Genomic DNA, 19261 nt, shown 5'->3' with positions numbered 1-19261 from the left:
CATAACCGGGAATTTATATCGTTTTGAGGATCGCCCCGCGAGGCCTTGTAATGCGTGTTCGCTTATTGCCGTTCACGCCTTCAAGAAAATTCCTCGCTATGAATCCCATCGGATACCGCATTCTTCCCCGGCCCGCGCCGGCCGTCGCCGCTGACGTGCTGGCCGGTTTTGCCGCCATTGGCTCGGCCCAGATCAGCGATTGCATGAACCGCCTGTACGGCGTCAGCGGGCTGCGGCCGCTGCACGCCGGCAACCAGCGCACGGTTGGCCTGGCGCTGACCGTGAAGACGCGGCCGGGCGATAACCTGATGATCCACAAGGCGATTTCGCTGGGTGGCGCGGGTGACGTGATCGTGGTCGATGGCGCTGGCGATACCAGCAATGCGCTGGTCGGCGAGTTGATGATGATGGACGCGCAGGGGCGCGGCATCGCCGGGTTTGTGATCGACGGCGCGGTGCGTGACCTGGACGTGTTCGCGCAGGGGCAGTTCGGCTGCTTTGCGCGCGCGGTGTCGCACAAGGGGCCGTACAAGGATGGTCCGGGCGAGATCAATGTGCCCGTCTCGGTGGGCGGCCAGGTGGTCAACCCGGGTGACGTGGTGGTCGGCGATGCCGACGGCGTGGTGGTGATTCCCGCCGAGCATGCCGCGGCGGTGCTGGCGCTGGCGACCAAGAAGGAAGCCGACGAGGCGGTGGCCAAGGAGAAGCTGCGCGCCGGCACCTACACCAAGCCCTGGCTGGAGAAGACGCTGGCCGAGAAGACGGGAGCCGCGAAGTGAACCAAACCCCGACGCAAACCCCGACGCAAACCCCGACCCAGACGCAAACCCAACCCCCGCAAGCCGCCAGCGTCGTCGCCGACCGCATCAAGCGCATCAAGCTGTCGCCCAGCGTGGCGGCGCGCGCCATCATCGCCGAACTGCGCGAGCAGGGCCGGCGCATTATCGACCTGACGATCGGCGAGCCGGATTTCTCGACGCCGGAGCATATCCGCCAGGCGGCCACGGCCGCGATGAACCGGGGTGAGACCAAGTATCCGCCGGCCCAGGGCACGGTGGCGTTGCGGAAGGCGGCGCGGACGCATCTGCTGGAAGCGACCGGCATCGATTACCCGGCGGCGCGCATCATTGTCAGCACGGGCGCCAAGCAGGTGATCTTCAACGGGCTGGCGGCGACGCTGAACGAGGGCGACGAGGTGCTGATTCCGGCGCCGTTCTGGGTGTCGTATCCGGACATGGTGCTGGTCAACGGCGGGGTGCCGGTGACGGTGCCGACGACGCCGGCCACGGATTACAAGCTGACGCCCGAGGCGCTGGAGCGCGCCATCACGCCGCGCACCAAGTGGCTGATGATGAACGCGCCCAGCAATCCGACGGGCTCGGTCTACACTGCCGACGAGCTGCGCGGGCTGACCGCGGTGCTCGCGCGTCATCCGCATGTCTGGCTGATGACGGACGATATTTATGCGCGGCTGAACTTCACTGACGCGCCGACGGTGCATCCGTTGCAGTTGGCGCCGGCGCTGGCGGCGCGCACGCTGGTGGTCAATGGCGTGTCCAAGGCCTATGCGATGACGGGCTGGCGTATCGGTTACGGCGCCGGGCCGGACGAGCTGATCAAGGCGATGGCGATTCTGCAGTCGCAGAGCACGTCGGGCGCGTCGTCGGTGAGCCAGGCGGCGGCGCTGGAGGCGCTGTCGGGGCCGCAGGACTGCGTGACGGAGTTCGCCCGCGTTTTCCGCGAGCGTCGCGATCTGGCGGTGGCGGAGCTGTCCGGCACGCCGGGGCTGGCGATCGTGGTGCCGCAGGGCGCGTTCTACGTGTTTCCGGATTGCTCGGGGCTGCTGGGCAAGCGCACGCCGGCAGGCGTCGAGATCCGCACCGATACCGACCTGACGCATTACCTGCTGCGCGAGGCTGGCGTGGCGGTGATCGACGGCCATGCCTATGGCGCGCCGGGTACGTTTCGGCTGTCGTTCGCGGCTTCGCTGGACGATATCCGGCAGGGCTGCGCGGGCATCCGCGAGGCCTGCGCCAAGCTCGTCTAGTTGTTCCCGGGCCCGCCAACGAGCGGGCCGGTTCCGTTTTTCTGTTCAAACCACAACACAAGGGGAATCACCATGAAACGCCATTCACTTATCGCCGCCTGCCTGGGCCTGGCCGCGTTGTCGCTGGGCGCTGGCGCCCGCGCCGACCAGGTCGCGGACATCAAGGCCCGGGGCGAATTGATCTGCGGCACGCTGGGCACGTCGCAGCCGTTCAGCTTCCAGGACGCGACGACGCGCCAACTGGTGGGCTATGACGTGGACGTGTGCAAGCTGGTGGCCGACAAGCTGGGCGTGAAGATCAGCTACAAGCTGCTGTCGGTGGCGGCGCGCGTGCCGGAGCTGAACGAGGGCCGCGTCGATATCCTGGCGGCGAACCTGGGCTATTCGCCGGACCGCGCCCAGCAGATCGCTTTCAGCCACGCGTACTACGTCAGCCCGCAGAAGCTGCTGGTGCGCAAGGATTCCGGACTGGACACGATCGAGTCGCTGAACGGCCGCCGCATCGGCGCGACCAAGGGTTCCAGTTCGGAGCGCGAGATCAAGCGCATTCTTGATAAGTCGCAGGTGATCGGCTACGGCGACAGCTCGGCCACGTATCTGGCCCTGCAGCAGAAGAAGGTGGATGCGCAGTTCGCGTCGGAACTGGTGCTGGTGCGCCTGGTGCTGCAAAGCCCGCCGACGGCGCCGGTCAGCGTGATCGCCAAGTCGGTGTTCGACGAGCCGTGGGGCCTGGGCGTGCGCAAGTCGGAGCCGGGCATGCTGGCGGTGGTGAACCAGGCGCTGGACGAGGCGGAAAGCTCGGGCGTGGCCGCGCAGCTGTTCGACAAGTGGTTCGGCGCGCAGACGCCGTACAAGCTCGAACGCGGTTTCAAGATCGGCCCCATCGCGGGCTGAACGCCGGTACCGCGCAATGAGCCTACTTGACGCTTCGCAATACCAGTTGCTGGCCAGCGGCATGGTGGTGACGCTGCAGTTGTTCCTGGTGTCCTGGGTGATGGCGTTCACGATCGCGGTGACGTTGGTCGTGGTGCGCGCCACCAACCTGGCGCCGTGCCGCTGGCTGGTCGACGCCTATGTGGAATACCACCGCAACGTGCCGCTGCTGGTGCAGGTGCTGTTCTGGTACTTCGGCATGCCCGAGCTGCTGCCGGAGGGTTTCCGGATGTGGCTGTACCAGCACAACGCCGAGATGTCGCTGGCGGCGATCGCGCTGGCGCTGGGGTCGGCCGCCTATATCGCCGAGGATATCCGCAGCGGGCTGCGCGCCATTCCTGGCACGCAGTTCGAGGCGGCCCGGGCGCTGGGCGCCAGCTATCTGCAATGCATGCGCTTCGTGATCGTGCCGCAGGCGGTGCGGATTTCCATCCCGCCGCTGGTGGGCCGCGCCTTGCTGCTGTTCAAGAACACCAGCGTGGCCATGGCCATCGGCGTGATGGAGCTGACCTACCAGGCGCGCGAGATCGAGAACGAGACCTACCGCACCTTCGCCACGTTTGGCGCGGCGACCCTCATGTATCTGTTGGGATCCTTCCTCATCATGCTGATCGGCTCGCGCATCTATGCGCGCTACCGCCTGAACCGGGGAGGCCACGGTGCTTGATCTCCTGTCGCAATACTGGCCGACGCTGCTGGTCGGCCAATACCCCAATGGGCCGCTCGGCGGCCTGGCGCTGACGCTGATCCTGGCGTTGTGCGGCCTGGCGCTGTCGCTGCCGCTGGCGCTGGCCATCGCGCTGGCGCGGGTCAGTCCGTTTGGCTGGCTGCGCGTGGCCAGCAAGACGCTGGTCAACGTGGTGCGCGGCATGCCGCTGCTGATGCTGATCTTCTGGGCGTACTTCGTCATTCCGAAGCTGACGGGGCAGGTGATCAGCGGCTTCTGGACGCTGATCGCGGCGCTGGTGGTGTACGAGAGCGCCTATCTGTCGGAGGTGATCCGCTCGGGCATCGAGGCGGTGCCGCGCGGCCAGATCGAGGCGTCGCGCTCGCTGGGCGTGGGCTACTGGACGACGATGCGCCGGGTGGTGCTGCCGCAGGCGCTGTTCAACGTGCTGCCCAGCATGACCAGCCAGTTCGTCTCGACCATCAAGGAGACCTCGCTGGGGTATGTGATCAGCGTGAACGAACTGACGTTTGCCGCCAACCAGGTCAACAACCTGGTGCTGACCAAGCCGCTGCAGGTGTTCGGCATCCTGGCCATCATCTATTTCCTGGTGTGCTTCAGCCTGAGCCGCGGCCTGTCCTGGCTGGACCTGCGCATCCGCCGCCAGCGCGCCATGGCCTAGGGCCCGTGCGAGGCCCCTTTTAGCGTGAACAGGCCCTGAGCCGGCGCTTATCGGAATTCATCATGATCAAGCTTGAGAAAGTCAACAAATGGTACGGCGTGCATCACGTCCTGAAGGACGTGGACCTGTCGGTCGCGCGCGGCGAGGTGCTGGTGGTGTGCGGGCCGTCGGGCTCGGGCAAGTCCACCATGATCCGCACCATCAACCGGCTGGAACCCATCGAGAAGGGCCGCATCCTGATCGACGACGCCGACATCTACGGCAAGGGCGTCAACCTGAACGCGCTGCGCCAGAAGATCGGTTTCGTGTTCCAGCAGTTCAACCTGTTTCCGCACATGAGCGTGCTGGACAACGTGGTGTTCGCGCCGGTCAACATCCGCAAGCAGCCGCGCAAGCAGGCCACCGAGCTGGCGCGCCAGCTATTGGCGCGGGTGGGGCTGGAGCACAAGATCGACGCCTATCCCGGTTCGCTGTCGGGCGGCCAGCAGCAGCGCGTGGCGATCGCCCGGGCGCTGGCGCTGCAACCGCCGGTGATGCTGTTCGACGAGCCCACCAGCGCGCTCGACCCGGAGATGGTGGGCGAGGTGCTGCAGGTGATGAAGGGCCTGGCCAAGGACGGCATGACCATGGTCTGCGTGACGCACGAGATGGGGTTCGCGCGGGACGTGTGCGACCGGGTGGTGTTCATGGATGCGGGCGAGATCCTGGAAATGGATACGCCGGAACGCTTCTTCAGCGCGCCGCGGCATCCGCGGGCGCAGCGGTTTCTGGCGGATATCCTGCATCCGCGGGGGTAGTGCGGGCGCGGAGCCTGCCGTCCGCCCGGCGTTCCTTGTGGACCGGACGGCGCGCAGCCGCGCGCCTGTCGACGATAATGTGAGGGTTCTTCATGCATTTCACGTCCACCGCCGCGATGTACACCCTCAAACAGTTGGAGGCGTTCTACTGGAGCTCGGAACTGGGCAGCTTCAGCGCGTCCTCGCGCAAGCTGCACACCACCCAGTCGGCGGTCGCCAAGCGGGTAGGGGAACTCGAAGCCTTCGCCGGCGCGCCGCTGTTCGAGCGCCGCGCCAAGAAGCTGGTGCTGACGGCGCAGGGCCGCAAGCTGTTCGAGCTGGCGCGCGAGATGCTGGACCTGAACAGCCGCATCGTGCAGAACATGGCCGACCCGGCCAGTTTCGAGGGCGTGGTGCGGCTGGGCGTGACCGAGCTGGTCGGCATGACCTGGCTGGCGCGGCTGGTCAACCAGATCAGCCTGCGCTATCCCAAGGTGCAGTTGATGCCCGAGATCGATGGCGGCATCACGCTGTATGAGCGGCTGGAGCAGGACCAGTTGGACCTGGCCATCATGCCGGGGCCGTTCTGGAGCTATCAATACGACTGCGTCCATCTGGGCGCGGTGACCAACGTCTGGATGGCCAGCCCGTCGCTGGACATCGATTTCTCGGCAAGGCTGGCGCCGCAGGACCTGGCGCCGTACCCGGTGATCTCACAGCCGACCAATTCGGCGCTGTCGCATCTGTACGATGCCTGGTTCGCCGAGCAGGGCCTGTCGGTCAAGCGGGTGCTGACCTGCAAACAGCCTGGGCATGATGGCGCAGCTGACGATGTTGGGGCTGGGCATCAGTTACTTGCCCGGGGCGTATTTCGCGCCGCTGGTCGAGCGCGGGGCGCTGTGCCAGCTGGATGTCCAGCCGGATCTGCCGACAATCAATTACTACGCGGTGCACAAGAAGAGCATCGTCAATCCGGTGGTGTCGCGGGTGATCGATATTGCGCGGGAGGAATGCGCGTTCGAGGTGGCGGGGGCGTTTCTGCCGCATGTGCCGCCGGCGGTGCGGTCCGCTTGAACTTCAATCGGTGGCATGGACGGCTACCGCAGTGTATTCCAAAAGAACAAGCAATTTTTCTGGCGCCTGCGGTCACGTTGCAGACGCATTTTCTTCTGACCGTTAAGACAGTGCTGGCCATGCGCGCGATCGGGGCTTGACAATATCTCTGGTGATTAGACTACAAACTGGGGCTTCACTCCGCTTTATTCATCTACTGAGCTCAGGAGGAATTATGGGCTGCATGTCTACTGTGAAAGCGTTCTTCAAGAATCGGCGGCGCTATAGCCTCGCAGAATTTCCCGGCTGGTTGGTAGTGATCGCTACGATGGGTTCGGCTGCCCTGGCTTGGTTCTGGAGCAAGAAGACGATGGAGTTCGGTGAAATTTTCATCACTGAATTTGATCGCTATGGTCCTTTTTACTGGAAGGCGCTTGCTTGTTTCGCTGCGCTCTTTTGCATTGGATTTTTGGCGCTGATATGGGCAAGCATCGCCACGCATCTGTGGAAGAACTTGCAGGGGAGGCTGTTCACCAACCCATAGTTGGCACCACTGCCTGGATCGTGATGAGCCTCCCGGGGGCCCGCTATTTATTCGCACACGCCCACGGCCTTGGCGCCGTAGGTCGCTTCGCTCTTGGTGTACCGGTCGCCTGCGCTCGACGACAACTGCTGGATCAGGCCTTTGCACGAAAAACCCGTCATATCCACATAATTTTGTGCGGATCGGGCGGCCTGCTTGTTCCAATCCACCTTGAGGCTGTCCACCGCGATTGTGGCATCCGCAACCTTGTATCCGTCACCCGCGTCGGACGACAGCTGCTGAATCAAGCCACTGCGTGAGAATCCGGAAAAACTGAGGTATTGCTTGGCCGAGCGCACGGCATTCTTTTGGGGAATAGTCAGTTCTTGAGCCCAGGCGGAAGTCGTGCCAAGGGTTGCAAGAGTGATAAGGGAGATGCATGCGCGCGCTATCGTCTTTTTCATATCCAGTTTTATTGTGAGGTGATAGTGAAATGCAGGTCTCGATCGGCCAATCGGATATTCCGGAAGGAACGCCGATTAAGATCGTCACGATGTCTGACGTGAAACCTCAAATGGCCGAATGGAGAATGACGCGTAAATATACACTGCAAATAAATGCCATACGTAACCATATTGGTTAAATCCGAATATGGGAGCGGCGTGAGTTCCCAAGTTGCAGCTGATGCCGTCGATAGACGGATGCATTGGGGAAGTCCCAGGCGAGATAGCGCCAAGCGTAAGGCAGCGTCCCATCTTCCTTGCGCGACGCCATCGAGGGGCCGAACCGGCAGGCATTGATCAGCACCTCCGGCAACAGGTATCTCGCGTCGCTGGCCGTGCGCTATAGAACGGGCGCCCGCCGCCAGCAGGGCGGCGGTACTGGAAACTAGTCCTGCAGGTGAGACGACGGCTCGTAACGCGCTGGTTCATCGAGCGGTGGAGGACGAAATCCCAGCTGCTTCGTATGCCTCATCAACGCCGTCCCCAATCAATGCTCCCCGGCTCCGGACAAACCCACGACCCCTGCAACCGTTCCCGGATCTGCGCCAGATCCTGCTCCACCAGCAGAACCCCATCCCGGAACACCGGCACCAGCGCGCCGCCGGCCGCCTGCTCCGGCGTCTGCTGGTCGTGCAACACATACCCCGTCGCTGTCTCATCGACCCGCAACAAGCCCTTGGCCGACCGCTTCACGCCGGAGTCGGTGACCGGGTCCTTCACCAGTTCCTGCGGTTCGCCGTCGACCTCGGCATACGTCGCCTTCAGCGCCCAGCCGAAGCTGTCGCGGGTCAGGTATTGATAGGTGTATGAGCCGATGCCCAGGACCACGTTGCCCGACGCGAAGCCCTTTTTCTCCAGCCGCACCAGGATGTCGCGGCCACGCGCCAGGGTGATCGAATCTCCGTAGATCAGGCCGACGTGCGGGTCCAGCAGCTTGTAGCCGCGCTCGGTCACCACGCCGCCGAAGATGTTCCACAGGCATTGCACCGCGCCGTTGACTTCGGCCTCGCGCAGCGCCTGGCTGGCGCGGGCGTCGTCGTCCAGGCGCCAGTAGCGGCCGGTCTCGATATCCCGCACGGCTTCGAATCCGTCGCGGCGGGCGGCGGCCAGGGCTGCGGCGTCTTCCACACTGGGCACGTCGGTGCAGAAGTAGCCGGTCAGGATCTTCACGGGATCGCCGGAGTCGGGGCGGAACACGACCTTGGCGTTGCCGAAGGGATCAGGCTGGCGCGCCAGGATTTCCGACTTCAATGCGGCGGCGAAGTCGGTGACCACTTGCCAGAAGTCCCAGGTGTCCGACACCACCGACACGATGCCGGCCGGATAGACCTGCGTGACCAGGCGGCGGATGGTTTCGATTTCGCCTTCCTTGCTGCCCAGGCACATGACCGAGTGTTCGGTCGCGGGCACCGAGCCGCCGACCAGTTCGCGGTCGGAATCGGCGCCGTACAGGTCTTCCAGGTAGTCGATGGCGGGAATGGTGTCGGTGCCGGTGAACGACAGCAGGTGGCCGGCGCCGCTCTTGCGGGCGTCGTACAGGCCGGACATGCCGCGCATCGAGAAGTCGTGGCCCTGCCAGTTGACGAAGTCCATCGGGCTGCCGGTCAGGCGGGCGAAGTAGGTCAGGAGCTTGCGGTATTCGAAGGCGATGGTGGCCACGGTGGACGGCTTCCACGATTCGCAACTGAACAGCGTTTCGATGTAGGTGACCAGCCAGGCGAATTCGGGCCTGGTGTTGACGAAGGTGACGGGCGGCACGCGGATGTCGACGCGGGCGCCTTCGGGCAGGGAACGGATTTCCAGCGGCAGATAGCCCAGCTCGTACAGCGCCTGCAGGTGATCGACGGTGACCGCGCCCTTGCCCAGCGCGTTGTCGACGCGGCGCTGGTACTGGCGCACGGCGGCACCGGCGGGCTTGCCGAAGAATTCGCGGTTGAACAGGTCGATCAGGATTTCCTTGATGAAGCCTTGCAGGCCGAACCAGACGATCTTGTTGTCGAACAGTTCGGGCAGCACCGGCGCCAGCCGGGCCGAGCGCGGGGTGAAGTTGGCCAGGATCTTGTTGGTGCCCCTGGGGTACTGGAAGGGGTGGCCGGTCTTGTAGAAGTCGGCTTGCAGCAAGGGGTTGATGCCGTTCTTGGCAGGGATGGAGGCGTTCATGGTGGGGACTCCTGCTTGAGGTTCAGTTGGCCGGGGTGGCGAGCGCGGGGGCGCTGGCGGCTTTGATCGTGTTGGTGGGGGCGGGGGCGCTGGCGGCGCAGATTGTGTTGACCGGCGCGGTGGCGTCGGCGCCCTGGATCGTGTTGACCACGACTGGCGCGCCGGCGCCTTCGCTGGCGGTCCAGTCATAGGCGGTGTAGATCCCGGCGTAGCGGGCATTCAGTTCGACGAAGCCTTTGCTGAAAAGGCCGTGGGTGACGTACAGATAGAGCGGCTGGTCGGTCTTGTCGCGCAGGGCGGCGGCCAGTTCCAGGAAGGTGCGGCCGCCGTCGCAGATGTCGTCGACCACCAGCACCGGTTGCGCGGGGATGTCGTCGGGCACGCGGGTTTCGGTGATGCGGCCGGTTTGCGGGTCGCGGACTTTTTCGGCGTAGCGCACGTCGGCCACGCCCAGCTTTTTGGCCAGGGCCTGCACGCGCTTGCGGGCGCCGGCGTCGGGCGCCATCAGGGTGACGCCGTTGGCAAAGGCGGGGTTGGCCAGCGCGTTCTTCATGAAGGCGGCGGCGTCGATGACGCGGACGCGTTGCAGCAGGGCGGGGGTGACGTCGCTGTGCGGTTCGACCACGGTGACGGTGGCGTATTGCTGGTCGTTGATCAGCTTGCAGAACACCGCCGCGCCGAGCGCCTCGCCCGGATTGCAGACGCGGTCCTGGCGGGCGTAGGGCACGTAGGGCAGGTCCAGGTGCACGGGCGCGGCCGGGTTCAGGCGGCGCAGCGCGTCGGTCAGCAGCAGCAACTGCATGACGTCGTCGGCCGACTTCAGCAGGGCGTGGATGCGGAATTCGCTGGCCGCGTCGGCGCGGGCCTGCAAGGCAGCGGGCACGGTGACCTGGCTTTCGCCGCCGGGGAATACGAACGCGCTGGGCGTATCGGTGTGGCGTTGTCCTGCTACTACCGCGGTGAGGGTGAACATGATTTGGCCTTAGTGGCAAATTAAAACTAAGTGAGGCAAGTATAAGCCTACTTATTGTTTGTTTGCAACTAAGTGGAGTTCGGCGCGAGGTCAGCCGACGCTGCGGTCGAACAGGGCGAAGTCTTTCAGGCGGTACAGGCGGGCGGGACGCTGCGCGCCGAGCGCGTAGTCGTCGGTGGCTTCGAGCACATCCCAGGCTTCCATCTTGCGGCGGAAGTTCGATTTCTCGAGGGTGGTCTGGAGGATGGCTTCGTAGGTGCGCTGCAGCTCGGTCAGGGTGAAGCGTTCGGGCAGCAGGAAGAACGGCAGGGTGGAGTAGCTGGATTTGCCGCGCAGGCGGGCCACGGCGGCGGCGACGATGTCGGCATGGTCGAAGGCCAGCGGCGGCAGCGCGTCCACGCTGACGAAGCGAAAGCCCGCCGGGGCGGCCTCCAGTTCGGCGGCCGGCACCAGCGCCACGTAGGACACCGACAGCGACCACTTGCGCGGGTCGCGGTCGGGGCCGGAGAACACCTGCAACTGTTCCAGGTAGCGCGCCTCGAAGCCGGTCTTCTCGCGCAGCACGCGGCGGATGCTGGCTTCGGTGCTGGCGTCTTCGTCCACGTGCACCACGCCGCCGGGCAAGGCCATGGCGCCCTTGAACGGCGCGCGGTCGCGCGGGTGCAGGGCGATTTCCAGGCCGGTCTCGCGCAGGGTGAGCAGGACGGCGTCGACGGTGACGAGGGGCTGTGGGTGGTCCAAGTGGGGTTCCGGGCGTGGCACTTCGGGGTAAGGTGCCACTATGCGGCGGATTGGTCAACCGCGCCCATTGAACTAGCCCGCGGCGCCGATCCCGTCCAGTTCGGCCACGGCCCGCGGCGGCAGCGCCAGGCTGGCCGCGGCGGCGTTCTGCCGCAGGTGCTCGATCGACGAGGTGCCCGGGATCAGCAGGATGTTGGGTGAGCGTTGCAGCAGCCAGGCCAGCGCGGTCTGCATCGGCGTGGCCTGGCACTCCGCGGCCACGCGCTCCAGCGTGGCCGATTGCAGCGGCGAGAAGCCGCCCAGCGGGAAGAACGGCACGTAGGCGATGCCATCTTGCGCAAGCTGCCCGATCAGCGCGTCGTCGGCGCGGTGGGCGATGTTGTACTGGTTCTGCACGCAGACCATGTCGGCGATGCCGCGCGCCTGCGCCACCTGGCGCGCGGTGGCGTTGCTCAGGCCCAGGTGGCGTATCAGGCCCTTGCGCTGCAATTCGGCCAGGGTGGTGAAGGACTGTTCGATGTCGCCTTCGGCGGGGCCGGCCACGTCGAACATGAGACGCAGGTTGACCACGTCCAGCACGTCCAGGCCCAGGTTGCGCAGGTTGTCGTGCACGGCCGATTCGAGTTCGGCGGGGGAATTGGCCAGCAGCCACGAGGCATCGTCGCCCCGGCGCGCGCCGACCTTGGTGACGATGACCAGGTCGTCGCGATAGGGGTGCAGCGCTTCTCGGATCAGTTGGTTGGTGATGTGCGGGCCGTAGAAGTCGCTGGTGTCGATGTGGTTGATGCCGAGTTCGAGCGCTTCGCGCAGCACCGCCAGGGCTTGCGCCTTGTCCTTGGGCGGGCCGAATACGTGCGGGCCGGCCAGTTGCATGGCGCCGTAGCCCAGGCGGTTGACGGTCAGGTCGCCCAGCGGGTAGGCGCCGGCTTGTTGAATCGAGGTCATGACTTGCTCCGAGGCAGGGGGAATGAAGCGAGTCTAGGGCGGCGCAGGGCGTGCGACAATCCCTGGTAATCGCACAGCTTGTGCGGAATAGCGAACAATTGGGGCTTGCCGTGTCCAACCTTCAAGACATCAGCGCCTTTGTCGCGGTGGCCACGCATGGGGGCTTTCGTGGCGCGGCGCGCCAGACGGGGACCAGCGCGTCGCAGTTGAGCGAGGCGGTGCGCCGGCTGGAAGCCCGGCTGGGCCTGCGGCTGCTGAACCGCACCACGCGCAGCGTGGCGACCACGGCGGCCGGGCAGCGCCTGCTGGAGCAACTGGCGCCCGCGCTGGACGCGGTCGAGTCGGCGCTGGACGTGGCCAACAATTTCCGTGACCGGCCGGCGGGCCGGCTGCGGCTGAATGTGCCGCTGGCGGCGTCCCGGCTGGTGCTGCCGCGCATCGTGCCGCCGTTTCTGGCGCAGTATCCGGAGATCCGGCTGGAGGTGATCGTTGACGATCGTTTTGTCGAGCTGCTGCAGTCGGGCTGCGACGCGGGCATCCGCTACGAGGAAAGCATGGACCAGGACATGGTGGCCATCCCGATCGGGCCGCGGCGCCAGCGGATGGCGGCGGCGGCCGCGCCGGGGTATCTGGCCCGGCATGGACGGCCGCAACATCCGCAAGACCTGCGCCAGCACCTGTGCCTGCGCGGCCGTTTCACCAGCGGCGCGATGCCGGCGTGGGCGTTTGAACGCGACGGCCAGTCCGTCACGGTGGAGGTGGATGGTCCGCTGATCGTCAGCCTGGGGGCGGCGGTGGACCTGGCGGTCGATGCGGCGGTGGCGGGCGCCGGAGTGGTCTATCTGTTCGAGGACTGGCTGCAGCCGTACCTGGATCGGGGCGAACTGGAGCCGGTGCTGGCGGACTGGTGGCCCAGCTTCACCGGCCCCTTGCTGTATTTTCCGGGCCGGCACTATCTGCCGGCGCCGTTGCGCGCCTTCGTGGATTTCGTCCAGGCGGCGCGCTGGTAGCGCGGTCGCGGCTGCGACTGTCGTCGCGACTGTCACCGCGACGGCGACCGAGACCTCGACCTCGACCGTGACCTCGACCGCGACGACGACCTCGACCGTAACCGCGTCGGCGTCCGTGTCCGCGGACGCCGACGCCGCTTAGCGCGCCGCCGCCAATGCGCCCATGGCCTGGCGCATGAAAGCCAGCGTGGCGTCATCGGCCCAGGTGCCGGCGGTCAGTTCGGGCTCGGTCATCAGGGCGTGGCGGAATTTCGCGTGGGTCGCGGGATCGTTGCCGGCGTAGCTGCAAAACAGTTCCAGCCATTGCCGCGCGAGTTCGCGGCCGGCGGCCGAGTCGGGCGCCTGCCCGGCATCGATCGCGTCGCGCACCCGCGCCATCAGGGCCGGCCATTCGCCGGCGCGGTCGTGATAATGCGCCCGCATGAACCGGGCCTCGTCCGGCGTCAGGTGTTTTTCGTAGAGCCGCAGCTTGCTTTCGGAGAAGGCGCGCACCACGTAGTCGCGCATGGCCGGCGAGATACCGATGTGTTCCTGCATGGCCGGTTCCCGTTCGTGCATCTGGTTGAGCTTCACGAGCAGGCGCGCATCGCCGTTGGTGTCGCGCAGCAGCAGCGTCATCCAGCGCAGGGCCAGCGCCTGCGAACGCGGGTCCTCGGGCGGGGCGCTGTCGTCCATCTGCCGGCGCACGTCGGCGATCAGCGCAAGCCAGCCGGCGTCGTCGTTCGGGCCTCGGCGGTACATGGGCAGACGCGCCAGTTCTTCCTGGGAGAAATATTTGTCGTACATGTTCATCAGTTCCAGAGTGGTCAGCCAATCGGCCAGTTCCGGCTCCGCTCCCATCGCCAACTGGCCTTGCAACTGCGCGAGGCGTTCGCGCAGCCGGGTGGCGTGTTGGATCTGGCTGTCGAGCATCGCGATCTGTCTGGCGATGATCTCGTCCAGCGGCGTGCCGGGCTGGTCCAGGTAGGCGCCGATCTCGGCCAGCGGCAATCCGAAGCGACGCAATGCCTGGATCTGGTGCAGTCGGGCGATGTCGTCGCGGCCGTAGAGCCGGTAGCCGTTGTCGGCGCGCGCCGAAGGCGTCAGCAGGCCGATCGCGTGATAGTGGTGCAGCGTGCGGACGGTCAGTCCGCTGCGCTTGGCCAGTTCTCCTACTTTCAGTCGCATGGGGTTCCTTCGTGAATGGCGCAGGCCGAACTTTTGGGCATGACGTTACGTAAGGGTCAAGCGTTGGCGGATCGATTTGTGGATCGATTCGTGGGCCGGGCGTGCAGGGGGGCGGTCGCGCCGGCAAGCTTGCTGGCGCGCCGGCCCGGCCTGTGGGGCTGGCCGGTCATTCGCTTGGGGATGGTTGTCCGCGGGCGGGGCGGCCCCGGGGAGATGTCCATGGACGACCCGGGCAACCGCGCCGTCTGGAAGAAGCGAGCGCCGGGCGAGTGCCCGCTGCGCCCGTCTTGCCGTGAATGCCGGGACGTCAGCCGCAGCGGATCGCCGTCATCACGTCCTTGTCGTCGACGATCAGGTTCAGGCGGGTGTCGTTGTATTCCATGGTGACCAATTGGCCCGGGCGCAGGATGCGGGCGGTGGCGGCGCCGCTGCGGGTGCGCAGGTCTTCCAGGACGGACTGGGTGGCTTTCTGGCCGATCTGCGATTGCAGCGCGGCGGCGTCGCAGGTCTTGCGGGCGCCGGCCTGGGCGGAGGGTGATCCGTACGATGCGCCGGAGGAGCTGTCGGACGCGGCGGGCGAGCTGGCGGAACTGGAGGCGGCGGATGAGGATGAGGAACGCGGGGCTCCGGTGTTGGCGCAGGCGCTCAGCGTGGCAACCAGCAGAACGGGAATCAGCTTGCGGATCATGATCACTCCTGAAATAGAAAACGTCTCCACGGCGCGGCCAGCGCGGGGCCGGCGGGCGGCGCGGAAAATCCATCATAGACCAGCCGCCCGCGCGGCGCTTGGCCGTGGCGTCCGGTCGATTCCCGGAGCGTCGCCGGCCGCCGCGCACTGCCGTCAGTGGAAATTGCGGCTGGGCGTGCTCAGGCCGCCCAGCAGCTCGGACAGGTCCACCAGCCGCTGCGCGATCAGGTGGCGCACGCCGTCCACGCTCTGCCACGAGCCATACACGCCCAGCAGGGTGGCGCCGAGCAGCTCGCGGCGCTGGCGTTCGATCAGTTCGGGGCGCACCACCACGTTGACCGGACCGGTTTCGTCTTCCAGCGTGACGAAGATCACGCCCTTGGAGGTCTGCGGCCGCTGGCGCACGGTGACGATGCCGCAGGCGCGGGCCACGCGCTTGTCGGGGTAGCCGTTGAGCACGCTGGCCGGCTGGAAGTTGCGCGCCGCCAGTTGCGGCCGCAGCAGCTCGACGGGGTGGCGCCGCAGGGTCAGGCCGACGCTGCGATAGTCGGCCGCCACGGTCTGGTTTTCAGTCGGCGCGGCCAGTTGCGGCATCTCGGTTTCGTGGATGGCGGCGTCGCGCAGCAGGTCGCGGCTGTGGACGCTGGCGGCGGCTTCCCAACTGGCCTGGCGGCGGTGGCCGGCCAGGGTGCGCAGGGCGTCGCTGGCGGCCAGGGCGTTCAGGTCGTGGCGCGTCAGGGCGGCGCGGCGGGCCAGGTCGCCGGTGCTGGTGAAGGGGGCCTCGGCGCGGGCGGCCTCGATGCGGCGGGCGCTGTCTTGGTGCAGGCCCTGGATCAGGCTCAGGCCGAGGCGCACGGCGGGGCGGATTTCGTCCGGCGAGGGCGCGTGAGGATGCGGCCGGCGCGGCGGCGCGTCGGCGGGCGCGGTTTCCAGCGCCGCGTCCCAGCCGCTGACGGTCACGTCCACCGGCAGCACCCGCACGCCGTGGCGGCGCGCGTCCTGCACCAGTTGCGCCGGCGCGTAAAAGCCCATGGGCTGGGAGTTGAGCAGCGCGGCCAGAAAGGCCTCGGGTTCGTGGCGCTTGAGCCAGGAACTGGCGTAGGCCAGCAGCGCGAAGCTGGCGGCGTGGCTTTCGGGAAAGCCGTATTCGCCAAAGCCCTCGATCTGGCGGAATAGCGCCTGCGCGAAGTCCAGCGTGTAGCCGTGCGCCAGCAGGCCGCCCACCAGCTTGACGCGGTATTTGTCGACGCCGCCCTTGCGCCGCCAGGCGGCCATGGAGCGCCGCAACTGGTCGGCATCGCCGGGCGAGAAGCCGGCCGCGACCACGGCGATCTGCATCACCTGTTCCTGGAAGATCGGCACGCCCATGGTGCGGCTGAGCACGCCTTTCACCTTGTCGCTGGGATAGTCGATGTCCTCCTTGCCCTGGCGGCGGCGCAGGTACGGATGCACCATGCCGCCCTGGATCGGGCCGGGCCGCACGATCGCCACCTGCACCACCAGGTCGTAGTATTCGCGCGGCCGCAGGCGCGGCAGCATGGTCATCTGGGCGCGCGATTCGATCTGGAACACGCCGATGGTGTCGGCCTCGCAGATCATGTCGTAGGTGGGGGCGTCGCCTTCGGGAATGTCCTGCAACCGCAGCGGCTGGCCGCGGCGCTGGCCGGCCAGTTCCAGGGTGCGGCGCAGCGCCGACAGCATGCCCAGCGCCAGCACGTCGACCTTGAGCAGCTTGAGCGCGTCCAGGTCGTCCTTGTCCCACTGCACCACGCTGCGGTCGGCCATGGCGGCGTTTTCGATCGGCACCAGCCGCGACAGCTTGCCGCGCGAGATGACGAAGCCGCCGGGGTGCTGCGACAGGTGGCGCGGAAAGCCCATCAGCGTCTGGGCCAGCGCGGCCCACTGCCGCGCCACCTGCGATTCCGGGTCCAGGCCGCAGGCGCCCAGCGTGCGCAGCATTTCCTGCTTGCTGTCCCACCACTGGTGGGCGCGCGCCACCGCGTCGATCACGCCCGGGTCCACGCCCAGCGCGCGGCCGGTGTCGCGCAGCACGCTGCGCGGGCGGTACGAGATCACCACGGCGGTCAGGGCGGCGCGCTGGCGGCCGTACTTGCGGTAGATGTACTGGATCACTTCCTCGCGCCGCTGGTGTTCGAAGTCGACGTCGATGTCGGGCGGCTCGTTGCGTTCCTTGCTGATGAAGCGCTCGAACAGGTTGTTGCCGCGGCGCGGATCGACCTCGGTGATGCCCAGGCAGTAGCACACCGCCGAGTTGGCGGCCGAGCCGCGCCCCTGGCACAGGATGCCGTGGTCGCGGGCGTACTGCACGATGTCGTAGACCGTGAGGAAGTAGGCCTCGTATTGCAGGTCGGCGATCAGCGCCAGTTCCTTTTCGATCTGCTCGCTGACGTAGTCCGGCGTCCCGCCCGGAAAGCGCCGCGCGGCGCCGGCCAGGGTTTCCTGGCGCAGGTAGGTGGCGGGGGTGTGGCCGCGCGGGATGATCTCGTCGGGATATTCGTAGCGCAGTTCGTCCAGCGAGAAGGCGCAGCGCCGCGCCACCACCAGCGTCTGCGCCAGCGCCTCGGGCGGATAGAGGTTGGCCAGCCGCATGCGGGTGCGCAGGTGCTGCTCGGCGTTGCCCGCCAGCGCGTAGCCGCATTGCGACACGCACTGGTGGGTGCGGATGCCGGTCAGGGTGTCGTGCAGCGGCTTGCGCGAGCGCACGTGCATCTGCACCTGGCCCAGCGCCACCACCGGCAGTTCGGCGGCGCGCGCGGCGCGGTCGACGGCGGCGCGGTGCAGGTCGTCGCGCGAGCGGTACAGCAGGGTCAGGCCGACCCAGGCGCGGCGCGGGAAGGTGGCGGCCAGCCAGCGCGCCTGCTGCGCCATGCGGTCGGGGTCGTCGCCGTAGACCGGCGACAGGATCGCCAGGCATTCGGGCAGGTGGCGCAGGTGTTCGTAGCCCGGCGGCGGAGCGGTGAAGTCCTCGGGCGCCAGCCGGTATTCGCCCTTGGGGGCGCGGGTGCGGGCCAGGGTGATGAGTTCGGACAGGTTGCCGTAGCCCTCGCGGGTCTGCGCCAGCAGGGTCAGGTCCAGCGGCGCGGCCTCGGGGCCGGCGCGCAGCCGGAAGGTGGCGCCGATGATGAGCGGCAGCTTCTGGGTCTTGGCCTCGACGTGGGCGCGCACCACGCCGGCCAGGCTGCATTCGTCGGTGATGGCCAGGGCGGCATAGCCCAGTTCGGCGGCGCGGGCGGTCAGTTCCTCGGGGTGCGAGGCGCCCTGCAGGAACGAGAAGTTCGACTGGCATTGCAGTTCGGCGTAGCCGGGCAGTCCGGCAGGCGGACCGGGGGCGTCGTCATGGGGATCGTCGGGCGCGTGCATGGCGGGGTCAGGCGTACAGCCCGTGCAGGTACCAGCGCGCGTGCGCGTCGTCGCGCTCGCGGTAGATCCAGTAGCGCGCGCTGGCGGCGTCCTCGGCGACGAAGTAGTCGCGCACGGTCAGGACCGGATCCCACCAGCCGCTTTCGATGCGCTCGGGGCCGCGCATCAGCCGCAGCGCCTGGCCGGCGTATTGCGGGCGGTGGCCGGCAAGCTTGAGCGGCAGCGGCGGATCGAGCAGCCAGAAGGGGCGGTCCAGGGGCTCGGGCAGCGGTTCGGGGCGTTGCGGCGGTTCCAGCGCGTCGCCCCAGGCGTTGGCGGCCTCGGGCCGGTGGTCGGGGAGGGGACAGGCGTGGCGCACCTGCTCGCGGCCCAGCCGCGCGGTCAGCAGGTCCAGCAGGCGGGCGTGGTCGGCGGCGGTGCCGCCGGGTTCGGGGAACAGCGTGGTGCTGGCGGCGGGCTGTTCGGTGGTGTCGGGCGCCAGCAGCGTCACCGCGATCACCGGCGCTTCGAGCGTCAGGCGGCCGAGCTTTTCGCGCAGCAGGTTGAGGATCTGCGGCGCCTGCCAGACGGGCTGGGCCAGCGCCAGTTCCAGCTCGGTGGGCGGGCGCGCGTGGCGGCCACGCTCGTGGTCCAGGCGCAGCAGCACGCGCCGCACCGCCAGTTGCCGCGCCGCCAGCCAGCCGCCCAACTGTTCGGCCAGGCGCCGCGCCACGGCCAGCACCGCGTCGGTGTGTTCGAGGTATTCCATCAGCTCGATGCGGCGCTCGAAGCGCGGCGGCGGCTCGATCCAGCGATGCAGTTCGGGCGACTGGCCGTAGGCCGCGTCCAGCGCTTGCAGCAGGTCGGGCGCGCTGCGCCGTTGCAGGCCGGCGCGCGGCAGGGCGCGCAGGTCGGCCAGGGTGTGGCAGCCGATGTCGTTGAGCCAGTCCAGGCGCGGCCGGGCCTGGGGCAGCAGGGCCACGGGCAGGGCGTCGAGCCGGCGCGCCAGGGTGCGCGGGGTGAGCACCCGGCG

17 protein-coding genes and 1 pseudogene are annotated in these 19261 nt (G+C 67.4%); 9 read left to right on the top strand and 9 right to left on the bottom strand.

Annotation, left to right across the window (positions count from 1 at the left end; genetic code table 11):
• Positions 1-98 precede the first annotated feature (98 nt).
• The 8 genes and pseudogenes from HV783_RS23345 (at position 99) to HV783_RS23310 (ending at position 6702) form a co-directional block, all read left to right on the top strand.
• Positions 99-779, top strand: coding sequence for an RraA family protein (locus HV783_RS23345; RefSeq protein ID WP_006394591.1), 681 nt, complete (start codon positions 99-101; stop codon positions 777-779).
• Positions 780-865: 86 nt separating this feature from the next.
• A complete protein-coding gene (locus tag HV783_RS23340) occupies positions 866-2047 on the top strand; it encodes an aminotransferase class I/II-fold pyridoxal phosphate-dependent enzyme (protein WP_254604009.1) in 1182 nt (393 codons plus the stop codon).
• A gap of 72 nt (positions 2048-2119) precedes the next feature.
• Positions 2120-2941 (top strand): ABC transporter substrate-binding protein, encoded by an 822-nt coding sequence (locus HV783_RS23335; protein WP_175167412.1) that lies wholly within the window; start codon positions 2120-2122, stop codon positions 2939-2941.
• Positions 2942-2957: 16 nt separating this feature from the next.
• On the top strand, positions 2958-3647 hold the full coding sequence (locus HV783_RS23330; RefSeq protein ID WP_006386293.1) for an amino acid ABC transporter permease: 690 nt from the start codon (positions 2958-2960) through the stop codon (positions 3645-3647).
• Positions 3640-4329, top strand: coding sequence for an amino acid ABC transporter permease (locus HV783_RS23325; RefSeq protein WP_006386294.1), 690 nt, complete (start codon positions 3640-3642; stop codon positions 4327-4329). Before HV783_RS23330 ends, HV783_RS23325 begins: the two co-directional genes overlap by 8 nt.
• A gap of 62 nt (positions 4330-4391) precedes the next feature.
• On the top strand, positions 4392-5126 hold the full coding sequence (locus tag HV783_RS23320; RefSeq protein WP_175189952.1) for an amino acid ABC transporter ATP-binding protein: 735 nt from the start codon (positions 4392-4394) through the stop codon (positions 5124-5126).
• Positions 5127-5242: 116 nt separating this feature from the next.
• A pseudogene (locus HV783_RS23315) lies at positions 5243-6179 on the top strand (LysR family transcriptional regulator).
• A 223-nt stretch (positions 6180-6402) separates the two neighbouring features.
• Positions 6403-6702, top strand: coding sequence for a hypothetical protein (locus HV783_RS23310; RefSeq protein WP_175189951.1), 300 nt, complete (start codon positions 6403-6405; stop codon positions 6700-6702).
• 47 nt (positions 6703-6749) lie between these two features.
• On the opposite strand, the gene HV783_RS23305 is transcribed toward HV783_RS23310, so the two are convergent.
• The 5 genes from HV783_RS23305 to HV783_RS23285 form a co-directional block, all read right to left on the bottom strand.
• Complete coding sequence (locus tag HV783_RS23305) at positions 6750-7145, bottom strand: Ltp family lipoprotein (protein WP_175189950.1); 396 nt, start codon at positions 7143-7145, stop codon at positions 6750-6752.
• Between the two features lie 510 nt (positions 7146-7655).
• Positions 7656-9344, bottom strand: a complete 1689-nt coding sequence (locus HV783_RS23300) for a nicotinate phosphoribosyltransferase (RefSeq protein ID WP_175189949.1) — start codon at positions 9342-9344, stop codon at positions 7656-7658.
• Positions 9345-9366: 22 nt separating this feature from the next.
• Positions 9367-10317 carry a ribose-phosphate diphosphokinase gene (gene prs, locus HV783_RS23295; RefSeq protein WP_175189948.1) on the bottom strand — a complete coding sequence of 317 codons (951 nt, stop codon included), beginning with the start codon at positions 10315-10317 and terminating at the stop codon, positions 9367-9369.
• Between the two features lie 90 nt (positions 10318-10407).
• Complete coding sequence (locus HV783_RS23290; RefSeq protein WP_175189947.1) at positions 10408-11058, bottom strand: NUDIX hydrolase; 651 nt, start codon at positions 11056-11058, stop codon at positions 10408-10410.
• A 72-nt stretch (positions 11059-11130) separates the two neighbouring features.
• Positions 11131-12003 (bottom strand): aldo/keto reductase family oxidoreductase, encoded by an 873-nt coding sequence (locus HV783_RS23285; RefSeq protein WP_054502754.1) that lies wholly within the window; start codon positions 12001-12003, stop codon positions 11131-11133.
• A gap of 110 nt (positions 12004-12113) precedes the next feature.
• Here HV783_RS23285 and HV783_RS23280 point away from each other — a divergent pair, with 110 nt between their 5' ends.
• The gene (locus HV783_RS23280; protein WP_175189946.1) at positions 12114-13013 is read left to right on the top strand and encodes a LysR family transcriptional regulator; all 900 of its coding nucleotides are present in this window, start codon (positions 12114-12116) and stop codon (positions 13011-13013) included.
• A gap of 138 nt (positions 13014-13151) precedes the next feature.
• On the opposite strand, the gene HV783_RS23275 is transcribed toward HV783_RS23280, so the two are convergent.
• From HV783_RS23275 to HV783_RS23260, 4 genes are all read right to left on the bottom strand, one after another.
• Positions 13152-14180, bottom strand: coding sequence for a MerR family transcriptional regulator (locus HV783_RS23275; protein ID WP_175189945.1), 1029 nt, complete (start codon positions 14178-14180; stop codon positions 13152-13154).
• Positions 14181-14487: 307 nt separating this feature from the next.
• Positions 14488-14868, bottom strand: a complete 381-nt coding sequence (locus tag HV783_RS23270) for an I78 family peptidase inhibitor (RefSeq protein ID WP_049073382.1) — start codon at positions 14866-14868, stop codon at positions 14488-14490.
• 153 nt (positions 14869-15021) lie between these two features.
• Complete coding sequence (locus HV783_RS23265) at positions 15022-18249, bottom strand: error-prone DNA polymerase (protein ID WP_175189944.1); 3228 nt, start codon at positions 18247-18249, stop codon at positions 15022-15024.
• 7 nt (positions 18250-18256) lie between these two features.
• Positions 18257-19261 (bottom strand): Y-family DNA polymerase (locus tag HV783_RS23260; protein WP_254604007.1); only part of this gene is annotated, 1005 nt, incomplete at its 5' end.

The organism is Achromobacter dolens, assembly GCF_902859745.1.
Taxonomy (GTDB): domain Bacteria; phylum Pseudomonadota; class Gammaproteobacteria; order Burkholderiales; family Burkholderiaceae_B; genus Achromobacter; species Achromobacter dolens.
Note: the sequence above shows the minus strand (reverse complement) of the source record. Positions and strands in the feature narration are given on the sequence as shown.